Below are 13,570 nucleotides of genomic sequence, written 5' to 3' on the forward strand. Positions count from 1 at the left end.
CGCGCGGCCGCAATCTGCCCGCATCCTAGCATTCCGGCGGGGCCGCCAGCAGCCGGCGCGCCCGGGTACCGCACACCGTGCATCGTCATTCGTCCCTTCATCGTCCGCTCAAGGCCGCCGCAGGTCGAGCGTGAACGGGAACTCGCGGCTCGGCGCGGCCGCCGCGACCGTCATCCGCCCCGGCGTATGCCCCATCTCGACGAAGCGCGCGAGCCGCCGGCTCTCGGCCTCGTACGCATTGACCGGGAACGTCGCGTAGTTGCGACCGCCCGGATGCGCGACGTGGTAACGGCAGCCGCCGAGCGAGCGCTGCAGCCACGTGTCGACGATGTCGAACGTCAGCGGCGCATGCACGCCGATGGTCGGATGCAGCGCGGACGGCGGCGACCATGCCTTGTAGCGCACGCCGGCGACGTACTCGCCGACGGTGCCGGTCGGCTGCAGCGGCAGCGCGCGGCCGTTGACCGTCACCACGTGGCGGTTGTCGTTCAGCCCCGTCACGCGCACTTCGAGCCGTTCGACCGACGAATCGACGTAGCGCACCGTGCCGCCGGTCGCGCCCTCTTCGCCCATCACGTGCCACGGCTCCAGCGCGCCGCGCAGCGACAACTGCATGCCGTTCACCGCGATCTGGCCGAACAGCGGAAAGCGGAATTCGAAATGCGGCGCGAACCACGCCGGATCGAATGCGAACCCGGCATCGCGCAGTTCGGCCAGCACGTCGTCGAAATCCATCTGGAGAAACGCGGGCAGCATGAAACGGTCGTGCAGCGCGGTGCCCCAGCGCGTGAGCGGAGTCGTGTACGGGGCGGCCCAGAAGCGGGCGACCAGCGCGCGCAGCAGCAGTTGCTGCACGACGCTCATCCGCGCATGCGGCGGCATTTCGAACGCGCGCAGTTCGAGCAGGCCGAGCCGGCCGGTCGACGAATCGGGCGAATACAGCTTGTCGATGCAGAATTCGCTGCGGTGCGTGTTGCCGGTCACGTCGACCAGCAGGTTGCGCAGCACGCGGTCGACGAGCCATGGCGGCATGTCCTGCCCGAACAGCAGCTTGTTGCGCTGGATCTCCGCGAATGCGATGTCGAGTTCGTAGAGCTGGTCGTTGCGCGCCTCGTCGACGCGCGGCGCCTGGCTCGTCGGCCCGATGAACAGCCCCGAGAACAGGTAGGACAGCGACGGATGGTTGTGCCAGTACGCCACCAGGCTCGCCAGCAGGTCCGGGCGGCGCAGGAACGGGCTGTCGGCCGGCGTCGCGCCGCCGAGCACGAAGTGGTTGCCGCCGCCCGTGCCGACGTGGCGGCCGTCGACCATGAACTTCTCGCTGCACAGCCGCGACTGCCAGGCGGCGTCGTACAGGAATTCGGTGTGATCGACGAGTTCGTCGAAGTTCGTGGCCGGATGGATGTTCACCTCGATCACGCCCGGATCGGGCGTCACCTGCAGCACCTTCAGCCGCGCATCGCGCGGCGGCGGATAGCCTTCGAGCACGAGCTTCACGCCGAGCGCGTGCGCGGTCAGCTCGATCGCGCCGAGCAGGTCGAGATAATCCTCGAGCGCGGCGAGCGGCGGCATGAACAGGTACAGGATGCCGTTGCGCACTTCGACGCACAGCGCGGTGCGGGTGATCCATGCGGCCGATTCGAAACGCTCCGGCTGGCGCCGCGGGTCGTGCGAGGCGGCCCGCCTGCTCGCGGCCGCGCCGTCGTCCCGCCATTGCATCACGGTCTGCGCGGCCGCTTCGCGATGCACGCCGGACAGGTAGCGCGGCGCGTCGGCCGGGCCCGCATAGCGCGCGCGGATCGCGGCGGCGTCCGGCAGCGCGGTGCGCGGCGCGAACGGGTCGCGCTCGGCCAGGTACGGATAGTCGGCGCGGCTGGCCCACGGCAGCGAATCGAGCGGCAGCCGATAGCCCATCGGCGAATCGCCGGGCACGAGGTACATCCGCTCGTCGCGGAAGAACCACGGGCCTGTCTGCCAGCGCGGCCCGTCCAGGCCCGGCGCGTCGTCCGTACGCTTCACCGGCAGCACGTAGCCGACCACGCTGTCGAGGTGCTGCTCGAACACCTTGCGCAGCCGCGCGCGTTCGAGCTCGTCGTCGAGACGCGAGTCGAACGGATCGACGTTGACCGGCAGCCGGCGCTCGCGCCACAGGTAGTACCAGACATCCTCGTAGCCGGGCCGGATGAATTCGTCGGTCAGGTGCAGCCGCGCGGCGAGCGCATCGATGAAGCGCTTCGCGTCGTCGGTCGTATACGCGGACGGCTCGCGCTCGTCGGCGAACAGCGACGGGTCGTGCCACACGGGCTGGCCGTCCGCGCGCCAGAAGATCGACAGCGCCCAGCGCGGCAGTTGCTCGCCCGGATACCACTTGCCCTGCCCGAAATGCAGGAAGCCGCCGTCGCCGTATTCGGCGCGCAGCCGCTGCACGAGTTCGGTCGCGTAGCCGCGCTTGGTCGGGCCGAGCGCATCGGTGTTCCACTCCGCGCCGTCGCGATCGTCGATCGACACGAAGGTCGGCTCGCCGCCCTGCGTGAGCCGCACGTCGCCGGCCGCCAGCGCGCCGTCGACCTGCGTGCCGAGCGCGCGCACCGCGTCCCATTGCGATTCCGTATACGGCTTCGTCACGCGCGGCGATTCGTACACGCGCGTCACGGACATCTCGTGCTCGAACGCCACTTCGCATTCGTCGATCAGCCCCTCGACCGGCGCGGCGCTGGTCGGCTGCGGCGTGCAGGCGAGCGGAATGTGGCCTTCGCCGGCGAGCAGGCCCGAGGTCGGATCGAAGCCGATCCAGCCCGCGCCCGGCAGGTAGACCTCGCACCACGCGTGCAGGTCGGTGAAGTCGACCGACGTGCCGCTCGGGCCGTCGAGCGACTTCACGTCGGGCGTGAGCTGGATCAGGTAGCCCGACACGAAACGCGCGGCGATGCCGAGATGGCGGCACAGCTGCACGAGCAGCCACGCGCTGTCGCGGCACGAACCCGACGCGAGCTCGAGCGTCTGCTCAGGCGTCTGCACGCCCGGCTCCATCCGCACGAGATAGCCGATGTCGCGCTGCAGCTGCTGGTTCAGCGCGACGAGGAAATCCACCGTGGCCGCCGGCGTACGGTCGACGCCGTCGAGATACGTCCGGAACAGCGGCGACGCGCTCGTCTGCGGATCGCGCGCGAGATACGGCGCAAGCTCGGTCTTCAGCGCGTCGTCATAGCTGAACGGATACTGCTCCGCGCTGGCTTCGAGAAAGAAGTCGAACGGGTTGTACACCGACATCTCGGCGACGAGGTCGATCGTGATCTCGAAGTGCTCGGTGCGTTCGGGAAACACGAGCCGCGCGAGATAGTTCGAGAACGGGTCCTGCTGCCAGTTGATGAAGTGCAGCGCGGGTTCGACCGTCATCGAATACGCGAGGATCGGCGTCCGGCAATGCGGCGCGGGCCGCAGCCGTACGACCTGCGGGCCGAGGTTGACGAGCTGGTCGTAGCGATAGCGGGTGGTGTGGTGCAGCGCGACGTGGATGGACATGAGAGCTCGGTTCGGGTTGAGCCGGCCGCGCACGCCGCGTCGCGTGCGACGCGGCGGCCCGGCATGGCGGATTCGGCGAAAGCGCGCGTCGGGTCAGACGAGTTCCGGCGACTGCACGACGCTGATCTCGATGCCGACGGCGGTCGCGCCGAGCCCCGTCACCGGCTGCGCGTCGCGATAATCGAGGCCGACCGCGATGCGCACGTAGCGCTCGTCCGGGCAGCGGTTCATGAACGGATCGAACCCGACCCAGCCGAGCCCTTCGACATAGGCCTCCGCCCACGCATGGCCGGCCGGCTGCTGCATCAGCGCGGCGGCTTGCGTCTGCCCGCCGAGCGCCGCCTGCGCCTGCCCCTGCGACTGGGCGGCATGCGACGCGCCGAGCGCCTGCTGCATCCCCTCGCCGCTCTGCAGCGCGAGCGCCTCCTCCTCGCCTTCGTCGCCCGCGTTCTGCTTCGCGTCGGCGATGCGCTGCATCGCGCTGTCGGCGAGCACGTAGCCGGAGATATAGCGCGCGGGAATCTTCAATGCGCGTGCCGCCGCGATGAACGCATGCGCGTGGTCGCGGCTCGTGCCCTCGCCGCTTTCCAGCGCGGTTTCGGCGTCGACGGGCGCGTCGGCGGCCAGGTTCGGCGCGTATGCGATGCGGCCGTGCACCTCGGTCATCAACCAGTGCAGCGCGTCGAGACCGCGCGGATCGATCGGCAGCGCCTCGGCGAGCGCGCGCACGATGTCGCCCGCTTTCGTCAGCGCGGTCTCGCGCTCGAAAATCCACGGCGGCGCATAGCCTTCAGGATTGCCGACTATGCCCGCGCGGTCCTGCGTCTCGACGACGCCGGCCGCAATGACGACGATCTCGGCCTTCGCGCCGCGGTCGTGCCGCACCAGGTCGATCCGGTTGCCGAGCCCGTCGGCGTACGACAGCGTCGGCTCGACGCCGTCGATCGTCACCTGCCACGCGCGCACCGTCTGCCCGGGGCCCGACTGCGGGCGCAGCCGCAGCCGTTGCAGCGCATGGGTGGCTTGATCGTCGAACTGATAACGCGAGATGTGTCGGATGGCGAGTCGCATGGCAAGTCTCAGTCGAAGTTGTAAGCCTGGGCGATTTCGAGCCCGAGGCTGTTGTTGCGGCCGATGAAGTCGGTCAGGAACTCGTGCAGGCCGCTCTTGAAGATCCGCTCGACCGAGGTGTCGGACAGCATCTGCAGGATCTTCGCGGCCGTGTCGTGACACGGATGTGTCACGCCATAATCCTTCGCGAGCAGGTTCAGGCTCGACACGACGCGTCCGTAGCAATAGCGCAGCGATCGCGGCATGCGGCCGTTCAGGATCAGGTAGTCGGCGATGTTCAGCGGCTTGTACTGCACGTCGTACACCCAGCGGTACGAGCGATGCGCGGCCACGCAGCGCAGGATCGTCTCCCACTGGTAGCTGTCGAGGATCGTGCCGACGTGCGACACCGACGGCAGCAGCAGATGGTATTTGACGTCGATGATCCGCGCGGTGTTGTCCGCGCGCTCGATGAATGCGCCGATCTGCGCGAAATCGAAGATCTCGTTGCGCAGCATCGTGCTGTAGAAGCTGCCCAGGATCAGCGCGGTTTCGCGCTTCACCTGGTCGAGCACGCCCGGCAGCTCGCTTTCCTGCACCGGCTGCGCGAGCGCGCGGCGCAGCGCGAGCCACGCGCCGTTCACGCTTTCCCAGGCCTCGCGCGTGAGCGCCGTGCGCACCATCCGCGCGTTCGAGCGCGCCGCCTCGATGCACGCCAGCACGCTCGACGGGTTGTCCCGGTCGCGCAGCAGGTAGTCGGTTACGGTATCGGACGCATATGCGTCGTATTTCTCCCGATAGCCGTCGTCGGTGCCCGAGCTGACGAGCACCGACGACCATTCGGCCGGCGCGTCGGACGTGCGCGTGAGCGCCATCCGCAGCCCGGCATCGACGATGCGCGCGATATTCTCAGCGCGCTCGATATAGCGGTACATCCAGTAGAGACCGCTTGCAGTACGTCCCAGAAGCATCTCGTGTCCACTCCGTCTTCGTTCGGTTCGCGCGCCGGATCCGGCGCGTGCGGTAGCGTCCGGCTCAGTCGGCCAGCACCCAGGTGTCCTTGGTGCCGCCGCCCTGGCTCGAGTTGACGACGAGCGAGCCCTCTTTCAGCGCGACCCGCGTGAGCCCGCCAGGCGTGATGCGGATCCGGTCCGACACCAGCACGAACGGCCGCAGGTCGACGTGGCGCGGGGCGAGGCCGGCCTCGGTCAGGATCGGCGTGGTGGACAGCGCGAGCGTCGGTTGCGCGATGTAGTTCGCCGGGCGCGCGCGCAGCTTCGCGGAGAACGCCTCGATCTCGGCCTTCGACGCGCACGGCCCGACCAGCATCCCGTAGCCGCCCGAGCCGTGCACTTCCTTCACGACCAGTTCGTCGAGATGCTCGAGCACGTACTTCAGGCTGTCGGCCTCGCCGCAGCGCCAGGTCGGCACGTTCTCCAGCAGCGCCTTGCGGCCCGTGTAGAACTCGACGATCTCCGGCATGTACGAGTAGATCGCCTTGTCGTCGGCGATGCCCGTGCCGGGCGCGTTCGCGATCGTGATGTTGCCCGCGCGGTAGACATCCATGATCCCCGCGACGCCGAGCACCGAATCGGGGCGGAACGTGAGCGGATCGAGGAACGCGTCGTCGACGCGCCGGTACAGCACGTCGATCGGCTGGAAGCCCTCGGTCGTGCGCATCGCGACGCGGCCGTCGATCACCTGCAGGTCGCTGCCCTCGACGAGGTGCACGCCCATCTGGTCGGCAAGGAACGAATGCTCGTAGTACGCCGAATTGTGGATGCCGGGCGTCAGCACGGCGACGGTCGGGTTGTCCGCATTGCCGCCCGGCGGGCACACGGCCGCGAGCGACTGGCGCAGCATCTGCGGATAGGTCTCGACCGGGCGCACCTTCACCTGCTGGAACAGCTCCGGAAAGAGCTGCATCATCGTCTCGCGGTTTTCCAGCATGTACGACACGCCGGACGGCGTCCGTGCGTTGTCTTCCAGCACGTAGAACTCGTTCTCGCCGGTGCGCACGATGTCGACGCCGATGATGTGCGTGTAAACGTTTCCGGGCGGCCGGAAGTCGATCATCTCCGGGATGAACGCTTCGTTGTGCGCGATCAGGTGCTTCGGCACGATGCCCGCGCGCACGATTTCCTGGCGATGATAGATGTCGTCGAGGAACGCATTGAGCGCCATCACGCGCTGCTCGATGCCGAGCGACAGCCGGCTCCATTCCGCGCCCGAGATGATGCGCGGGACGATGTCGAACGGAATCAGCCGCTCGGCGGCCTCCGAATCGCCGTAGACGGCGAACGTGATGCCCGTCTTGCGGAACACGCCTTCCGCGTCGTGGGCTTTCTGGGCGAGGCTCGCGGGATTCTGCGTGTCGAGCCACTGCTTCAGGCGCGCGTAAGGCGCCCTTACCATGTCGCCGGATTGCAGCATTTCATCGAATGGCTTCATCGATCTTTTCTCCATCGATCGTTTTCCCCGGCATTGCGCATGCCGGACCGGCGTACTGACTGCATCGCAAGGAACGTGCCTTGCGCGATCCCTTCGATAATCCCCCCTTTTTTGCGCCGCGTCAGGCACGCCCGGGCGGCATTGCGCACCACGACGGTGCAGCGCCCCGCACGACGGGCGACGCCGGTGCGTCGCCGCTGCGCACGGTCCATGCTGCGCCGCGACTTTCAAACATAGTTCCCCCGCGTGTCACGAATATGCAATCTGCACTGCACAAAAAACGGCCTGCCCGGGCACCGGACGACCGGAACGAACGGATGGGGAGGCGGGCCGGTACGCGCACGGCGCAACCGACCCTGGGGGGAAGTACCGTCTGCGGCCTGGCCGGCAGTTCGACGCGATGAACTGTCCGGTTAGCCGGGTCCGGCACCTCAAACCTAAGCAACCGTAATCCCGCCGACAACGCCCATGCATATTTAGACTGGAACCCATCGAAAAAAAACATCGTCCCGACCGGCGCGAGGCGCGGTACGCTAGAACGTTGGTGCAGCGAAGCGGCGCCGCCTCTTTGGCGCCCGACTATAAAAAGCGACGATCGAAATGGAAGCAAAGTGGCTGGAAGATTTCCTGAGCCTTGCGGATACCAAAAGTTTTTCCCGGGCCGCGCGTAATCGGCACCTCACGCAGTCTGCATTCAGCAGACGAATCGCCGCCCTCGAAACCTGGATGGACGCGAAGCTGGTCGACCGCAGCATCAACCCGATCGCGCTGACGCCGGCCGGACAGATGTTTCGCGGGCTCGCCGCGGACATCCTGCGCAGCATGTATGCGGCGCGCAATCTCGTGAACGGCTACGACCAGTTCGCGGCCAGCGACCAGGTCGTGCGTTTCGCGGTCGCGCACACGCTGGTCTTCACGCTGTTTCCCGAATGGCTCAAGCAGCTCAACGGCGAAGTCGGCCACGTGACGGCGCGCGTCAACGCGGTGAACGTGCCGGAAGGCGTGCAGCATCTCGTCGAAGGCGAATGCGACCTGCTGCTCGGCTATCACCATCCGCAGTTGCCGATCGTGCTCGACCCGAACCACTTCCCGTTCGTCAACCTCGGCGTCGAGCGGATCCTGCCGGTATCGACGCCCGATGCGCTCGGCAAGCCCGTATTTCAGCTGCCGGGCGCGCCCGACGCGCCGCTGCCGCTGCTCGCGTATTCGTCGGGCGCGTTTCTCGGCAACATCGTCGAGATGCTGCTGCTGAACGCGACCGAACCGTATGCGCTGCATCGGTGCTTCGAGACGCACATGTCCGAGGCGTTGAAGGGCATGGTCGTGGCCGGGCACGGGATCGGCTGGCTGCCGGAAAGCTGCGTTGCGAAGGAACTCGCGGAAGGCACGCTCGTGTGCGCGGGGTCCGGCGACTGGATCACCGAACTCGAAATCCGCCTTTATCGCTCGGCGCGGAAGCGCGGGCTCGCGGCCGAGCAACTGTGGACCTACATCATGAACCGGCCGCGCGCGGCGGTCGAAAGCGCGGCCGGCGCCGCGCAAGCGGCCGCGCCGGCGCGGATCGCGAAACGGGCATCATCGGGAGGCGCACGGTAACGCGAGGCGGCCCTCATCCGCCCGCCGGCCGTCATGCGCCGAACAAGCGTTCGTCGACGACGGCCAGCCCGCCGCATGCAACGAGGTCATCGATCGGTTCGATCATGTCGCCGAACTCGGGGGCTCGGCCCAGGGTCATCTCGAGTCGCGTTGCACCCGCAGACCTCTTGATCCCCCGCTCCAGGAAATCGATCATCGCGACCACACCGGTTCGCTCCAGCCACGCGCCGAGCAGATCGGCCGGCGCTCTCCCTGCCGGATTTGCCTGACTGGCGCTGCACTCGGGCCGCCGGCCGTATAGACTGACGCCCGGCTCGTTCCGGCAGCGGCACGCCTCCCCGCGTCATCGCCCGGACCGCCCCCTCCACGGAGAACGAATGCTGAAGCGTCGCCTGTTTTCTCTTTTGCTGCTGACGGTCTGCCTGATCGGACAACCTGCGTCGGCCCAGTCCACGCTGGAACTCGAGACCGACGGCACGGCTCGCGCCCTCACCCCGCAGACGCTGCTCGCGCGTCCCGATGCAACCAGCATCCGCGTGCCCCGCGACATTGCGTACGGGCGGCCGATGACGTTTCGCGCGGTGCCGTTCGCGGCGCTGCTCGGCGACGCGTCGCTGCCGGCCGACGGCGTGCTCGAAACGCGCGCGGCCGACGGGTTCGCCGCCCAACTGCCGCTGGATCTGGTGCGCCGCCGCGCACCGGCCCGTGCCGTCCCGTGGCTCGCGATCGAGGATCCGGCCCACCCGTGGCCGAAGCTGCCCGGCAAGCAGGTCAGCGCGGGGCCGTTCTATCTGGTCTGGCTCGGGCCGGATGCGGCGTCGGTGCGCGGCGAGCAATGGCCGTTCCAGATCGTGCGCATCACGCTCGAATCGTCGCCGCTCGCGCGCTGGCCGTCGCTCGCCGTCGATCCCGCGCTCCCCGCCGACGATCCGGCCCGTGTGGGCCAGCGCCTGTTCGTCACGCAGTGTCTTGCGTGCCACCGCCTCGACGGCGCGGGCAGCAGCCACGCCGGCCCCGACCTGAACACGCCGATGAATCCGGTCGACTACTTCAAGCCCGCCGCGCTGCGCCGCTACATCCGCAATCCGGCGTCGGTGCGCGACTGGCCGGGCCGCAGCATGCCGGCATTTCCGCCCGACCAGTTGAGCGACCGGGAACTCGACCAGATCGTCGCGTATCTCGGCTATGTGGCGCGGCGCAAGGCCGGCCAGTGACGAACTATCGGACACCACGACACATGTTGACGACGCCACGCGACCCGCTGTTCACCATCGCATCGATCGATGCCGCGCAGACGCACCCGCTCAGGGCGGCGATCCTGCTGAACGGCGACCTGAACGCATGCGAACTGGCCGGAGACCATGCACCGACGACGCTGCACGTCGGGGTGCGCGACCCGTCGGGCATCGTCGCCGTCGCGTCGCTCTGCGAGGAGACCCGCGACGACGATCCGGCCCGGCCGGCCTGGCGGCTGCGCGGGATGGCCGTGCATCCCGACGTGCGCGGCATGGGTTTCGGGCGGGTACTGGTGCAGGTGTGCTTGCGCCACGCGGAAGCAAACGGGGCCGCGCTCGTGTGGTGTACGGCACGCGAAGTGGCGTACCGGTTTTATGAAAAGCTCGGCTTTACCGCCGATGGTGCGCTGGTGACGATGCCGGGGCGCACCGATACGGCGTTTCATGTGATGCGGCGGTATGTGGGGCGGATGCTCGGGGCATCTCAGGACGGCCATAAATCGTTGAAATGATTCGGTTTTTTGGGAGACGACTGTCTACCATCGTCTCGCCAAATCTCGCTAAAACTACGATTTAGAGCCGCTAACACAAGTCATCCACGAATCTCGAACAGATGACGGCGGCAGCCAGAACAAGCAAAGCGGCATGAATATCGAGGCGCCGTTCGAAGCGAATCCGGAGCTTGCCGAATCCGGCAAACCAGGCATGCGTGCGCTCGACGACCCAACGATGACGCCCCAGCCGCTCGCTGCTTTCGATACCACGGCGGGCAATACGGGCCTTGATGCCGCGCTGTCTCAGATAGCGCCGGCAACGAGCGAAGTCATACCCTTTGTCGGCGTGCAGTTTGCTTGGACGCTTGCGCGGCTGCCCGTTCAGGCCTGGTACGGCGGGGATGGAATCAAGCGTGGGCTCGAATGCCATCGAATCGTGCCGGTTGGCTCGCGTGATCGTGACGGCCAGCGGGATGCCGTGAGCATCTACGACGATGTGTCGCTTCGATCCGAGCGTGGCCGGTTTCTTGGCCCCCCGGGGGCTGGAGACGCTGGCTCCATCTAGGCTCGCACGCTCCCAATCAATCTGGTCGTGCTCACGCAGTCGATGCCATACGCCGGCCGCTTGCCAGTCTCGCAAACGTCGCCAGCATGTCATGCCACTGCCGAAGCCGAGTTCCTGCGGTAAGTCTTCCCACTGGATACCGGTCTGCAGAACATAGAGGATGCCGTTCAGAGCAGCACGGTCATCAACCGTACGACGTCGGCCGCCTTTGGGCGACGGCTTGAAAACCGGAATCAACGGTTCCAGCGCTGTCCACAACTCTTTGCTAATTTTGCGTCTCGCCATACCGGGAAGATATGGCTATCGCGGCATCATGTCTAGGTTGTGTTAGCGACTCTAACTCCTTACCGTCCGTTTGGCCCGTGCTGGAATGGCTACATCCCGGCAAATGGTGATGCGGCATAACTTACAACCCTCCAAATCGCTGGAAAACAGCCTGTACACTGCATAAGATCATCAGGAGGTCACCGCAAGCACCGAGTCGCACACCTCAATTTCCCTGAAATTTCGAGTCATTCCCTCCGTCGGCTATCAAATTTAATAGGAGAAGTGCGGTGGCGCAAAAAAAGAACACGGAACGCGATATCGCCACAAGATATCGCCAATTGCTTCAAGTCTCACGATTCAGACACACGACAGCTGATCGCAAGCCAACGCTCGCCGTAGAGGCGGCGAGCGATCGAGGACGAATACTCTTTTCGAATGCATTTCGCCGGTTGCAGTCCAAGACTCAAGTATTCGACCAAGAGTTAAATGCATCAGTCCGAACACGTCTGACACACTCTCTGGAGGTCGCAGCAGTTGGACACTATATCGCCGATATTGCAGCCAAAAAGATGTTGAAAAGAGGGTGGCTCGGCCCCTTATCAGACGAGAGTACGTTGGAGTTGGCGGGCGCAATAGTAACCTTTGTCGAGGTCGCTTGCCTAATGCATGATCTTGGCAACCCGCCCTTTGGCCACTTCGGTGAGTGCACCATCCAAACTTGGTTCGAGAACCATCGAGACAAATTTCGAGATAGGTTTCCGACGGGAAGTCGCAAGCGTTTCGAGCACCTTTACCGCGACTTTCAGCATTTCGACGGCAACCCCCAAGGATTTCGAATCGCGACCAAGTTGCAGTGGGTCAAAGATCAGTTCGGCTACAACTTAACCCATACCCAGCTTGCCGCCATGCTTAAGTATCCATGGACGACGGAGCACATTGGCAAAAAGCGGGATGGCAGAATGATCAAGAAATCCGGCGTCTTCCTTAGCGAGGCAGACACATTGAGTGGCGTACACTCTGCATTAGGAATGAGTGAGGGAACGCGACACCCCCTCGCTTACCTGATGGAAGCTGCCGATGATATCTCGTACTGTCTCAGCGACATTGAGGACGCCCTCGAGAAGAACATCATCAGGGGCCAAGATTTTGTCAAATGGCTAAAGCGCAAGACCGATCCAGAAGCGAATACAACAATAAAGGCCATCCTGTTGCGTTTACCTGACGATGTCGATAGCCCGCAAGAAAACACCTCGTCTCTCGCGTGGTATGTGACATTCAGAACGACTGTGACCAATGCATTGGTCAACGAGGGGGCAAGGCTGTTCATCCGACATCAACAGGCAATCCTTGATGGCACATATTTCGATCTACTCGACAAGAGCGACACCGCAGACCAGCTGCTCGGTGCCGTCAAAGGCTTCTCTAGGGAGTATCTTTACACAAGTCGCGTAGTGCGACAGCGTGAGATCTTGGCTTACGAGGTAGTCACTGGCCTTCTCGATCGCTTCGGCATTCTTCTAGATCTGCGTGCTGACCAGGCGTGCGACTTGTTAAAGGGACAGCCTGTGGCGAACCTGGAGCATGTGCTTGCGCCAACGCTTTGCAGCTTCCTCGGGAAGAAACAGATTCTCGCCTATCGGCACGCTGTAGATACAAACCCGGGAACCGTGTCAGACCCCGCGGAGCGGGAGATTGCGGAATGGTTCGCGCGCGCCCACCTGTTGGCTGACTATGTCTCCGGCATGACCGATGATTACGCGATTGCCAGCTTCCAACGCCTCTATACAGGCGGTTCTCGATATATATGAAATCCGTAAACCTTGACCGCCACCCTGTCAGCCTTGTGCCTTTGTGGTGCGCAGCCGTCGGGGAAGGCTGGGATGCGCACTTCTCCCGGTATACCTACGTGCCCCAATCTATTGATGATCACCGCACGCCGATCCAGGTCCCTTTGGCGCAAGTCACGCCGGCATGGCTCGGAGATCAACTCAGCCAACTTGCTCCTGGCGAGGAACTTGCGATGCATTCGACACTCACGCGGGGTCGACGCATTAAGCACATTCCCATGGTTGACTTCGCAGTGAAGTCCGGGCCGGTCACGGAGGTGGCCAAATGGGCCACCTCTCATCTCGGAATCGACTTGCAGTTCTTCGATAGTGGTCGGTCATTCCATGCATATGGAACCCTGCCTATCTCCAAAACTCAGTGGGTGCGTCTAATGGGGCTACTGCTTTTGGGCAATGCCCCAAATCGCAAGCCTGTTGTGGATTCAAGATGGATTGGCCATAGACTCCTCGCGGGTTATTCGACTTTGCGATGGAGTAAGAATACGGCCCACTATACTAGATGGCCAACACTTGCACGGAGCACAGTGTAGTACTCAGTGGAGT

The 13,570-nt window shown here is 65.0% G+C and carries 12 protein-coding genes; 5 read left to right on the forward strand and 7 right to left on the reverse strand.

Translation table 11 applies throughout. The features are described 5' to 3' along the window. Nucleotides 1-108: 108 nt before the first annotated feature. The 5 genes from GQ56_RS0126020 to GQ56_RS45655 all read right to left on the reverse strand — a co-directional run bounded on the left by GQ56_RS0126020 (nt 109) and on the right by GQ56_RS45655 (nt 7,235). Nucleotides 109-3,522: a transglutaminase family protein gene (locus GQ56_RS0126020; RefSeq protein ID WP_031401434.1), complete on the reverse strand. Its 3,414-nt coding sequence runs from the start codon at nt 3,520-3,522 to the stop codon at nt 109-111. Between the two features lie 93 nt (nt 3,523-3,615). After that, the gene (locus GQ56_RS0126025) at nt 3,616-4,593 is read right to left on the reverse strand and encodes a transglutaminase family protein (RefSeq protein ID WP_031401435.1); all 978 of its coding nucleotides are present in this window, start codon (nt 4,591-4,593) and stop codon (nt 3,616-3,618) included. A gap of 8 nt (nt 4,594-4,601) precedes the next feature. Continuing rightward, on the reverse strand, nt 4,602-5,543 hold the full coding sequence (locus GQ56_RS0126030) for an alpha-E domain-containing protein (RefSeq protein ID WP_031401436.1): 942 nt from the start codon (nt 5,541-5,543) through the stop codon (nt 4,602-4,604). Between the two features lie 64 nt (nt 5,544-5,607). Next, a complete protein-coding gene (locus GQ56_RS0126035) occupies nt 5,608-7,023 on the reverse strand; it encodes a circularly permuted type 2 ATP-grasp protein (protein ID WP_031401437.1) in 1,416 nt (471 codons plus the stop codon). Further along, on the reverse strand, nt 7,020-7,235 hold the full coding sequence (locus GQ56_RS45655) for a hypothetical protein (protein WP_160257495.1): 216 nt from the start codon (nt 7,233-7,235) through the stop codon (nt 7,020-7,022). Before GQ56_RS45655 ends, GQ56_RS0126035 begins: the two co-directional genes overlap by 4 nt. Nucleotides 7,236-7,623: 388 nt before the next feature. On the opposite strand from GQ56_RS45655, the gene GQ56_RS0126040 reads away from it, so the two are divergent. Then, nucleotides 7,624-8,619 (forward strand): LysR substrate-binding domain-containing protein, encoded by a 996-nt coding sequence (locus tag GQ56_RS0126040; protein WP_031401438.1) that lies wholly within the window; start codon nt 7,624-7,626, stop codon nt 8,617-8,619. A 31-nt stretch (nt 8,620-8,650) separates the two neighbouring features. Here GQ56_RS0126040 and GQ56_RS45660 read toward each other — a convergent pair whose 3' ends face one another. After that, complete coding sequence (locus GQ56_RS45660) at nt 8,651-8,815, reverse strand: hypothetical protein (RefSeq protein WP_161788576.1); 165 nt, start codon at nt 8,813-8,815, stop codon at nt 8,651-8,653. Between the two features lie 181 nt (nt 8,816-8,996). On the opposite strand from GQ56_RS45660, the gene GQ56_RS0126050 reads away from it, so the two are divergent. Beyond that, the gene (locus tag GQ56_RS0126050) at nt 8,997-9,833 is read left to right on the forward strand and encodes a c-type cytochrome (RefSeq protein ID WP_031401439.1); all 837 of its coding nucleotides are present in this window, start codon (nt 8,997-8,999) and stop codon (nt 9,831-9,833) included. A 23-nt stretch (nt 9,834-9,856) separates the two neighbouring features. Then, complete coding sequence (locus GQ56_RS0126055; RefSeq protein ID WP_052007330.1) at nt 9,857-10,366, forward strand: GNAT family N-acetyltransferase; 510 nt, start codon at nt 9,857-9,859, stop codon at nt 10,364-10,366. A gap of 70 nt (nt 10,367-10,436) precedes the next feature. Here GQ56_RS0126055 and GQ56_RS41885 read toward each other — a convergent pair whose 3' ends face one another. Next, nucleotides 10,437-11,198: an IS5 family transposase gene (locus GQ56_RS41885; protein WP_075123018.1), complete on the reverse strand. Its 762-nt coding sequence runs from the start codon at nt 11,196-11,198 to the stop codon at nt 10,437-10,439. Nucleotides 11,199-11,467: 269 nt separating this feature from the next. Here GQ56_RS41885 and dgt point away from each other — a divergent pair, with 269 nt between their 5' ends. After that, a complete protein-coding gene (gene dgt / locus GQ56_RS0126065; protein WP_075123019.1) occupies nt 11,468-12,988 on the forward strand; it encodes a dGTPase in 1,521 nt (506 codons plus the stop codon). Then, nucleotides 12,985-13,557 carry a primase 1D-like protein gene (locus tag GQ56_RS47390; RefSeq protein WP_456059104.1) on the forward strand — a complete coding sequence of 191 codons (573 nt, stop codon included), beginning with the start codon at nt 12,985-12,987 and terminating at the stop codon, nt 13,555-13,557. Before dgt ends, GQ56_RS47390 begins: the two co-directional genes overlap by 4 nt. Nucleotides 13,558-13,570: the final 13 nt, after the last annotated feature.

It is taken from the genome of Burkholderia paludis, from assembly GCF_000732615.1.
GTDB lineage: Bacteria > Pseudomonadota > Gammaproteobacteria > Burkholderiales > Burkholderiaceae > Burkholderia > Burkholderia paludis.

What these genes read in the sequence shown, in the direction of transcription:
- GQ56_RS0126020 (WP_031401434.1), bottom strand. Translation starts at nt 3,522, where the DNA reads ATGTCCATCCACGTCGCGCTGCACCACACCACCCGCTATCGCTACGAC.
- GQ56_RS0126025 (WP_031401435.1), bottom strand. Translation starts at nt 4,593, where the DNA reads ATGCGACTCGCCATCCGACACATCTCGCGTTATCAGTTCGACGATCAA.
- GQ56_RS0126030 (WP_031401436.1), bottom strand. Translation starts at nt 5,543, where the DNA reads ATGCTTCTGGGACGTACTGCAAGCGGTCTCTACTGGATGTACCGCTAT.
- GQ56_RS0126035 (WP_031401437.1), bottom strand. Translation starts at nt 7,023, where the DNA reads ATGAAGCCATTCGATGAAATGCTGCAATCCGGCGACATGGTAAGGGCG.
- GQ56_RS45655 (WP_160257495.1), bottom strand. Translation starts at nt 7,235, where the DNA reads ATGGACCGTGCGCAGCGGCGACGCACCGGCGTCGCCCGTCGTGCGGGG.
- GQ56_RS0126040 (WP_031401438.1), top strand. Translation starts at nt 7,624, where the DNA reads ATGGAAGCAAAGTGGCTGGAAGATTTCCTGAGCCTTGCGGATACCAAA.
- GQ56_RS45660 (WP_161788576.1), bottom strand. Translation starts at nt 8,815, where the DNA reads ATGATCGATTTCCTGGAGCGGGGGATCAAGAGGTCTGCGGGTGCAACG.
- GQ56_RS0126050 (WP_031401439.1), top strand. Translation starts at nt 8,997, where the DNA reads ATGCTGAAGCGTCGCCTGTTTTCTCTTTTGCTGCTGACGGTCTGCCTG.
- GQ56_RS0126055 (WP_052007330.1), top strand. Translation starts at nt 9,857, where the DNA reads ATGTTGACGACGCCACGCGACCCGCTGTTCACCATCGCATCGATCGAT.
- GQ56_RS41885 (WP_075123018.1), bottom strand. Translation starts at nt 11,198, where the DNA reads ATGGCGAGACGCAAAATTAGCAAAGAGTTGTGGACAGCGCTGGAACCG.
- GQ56_RS47390 (WP_456059104.1), top strand. Translation starts at nt 12,985, where the DNA reads ATGAAATCCGTAAACCTTGACCGCCACCCTGTCAGCCTTGTGCCTTTG.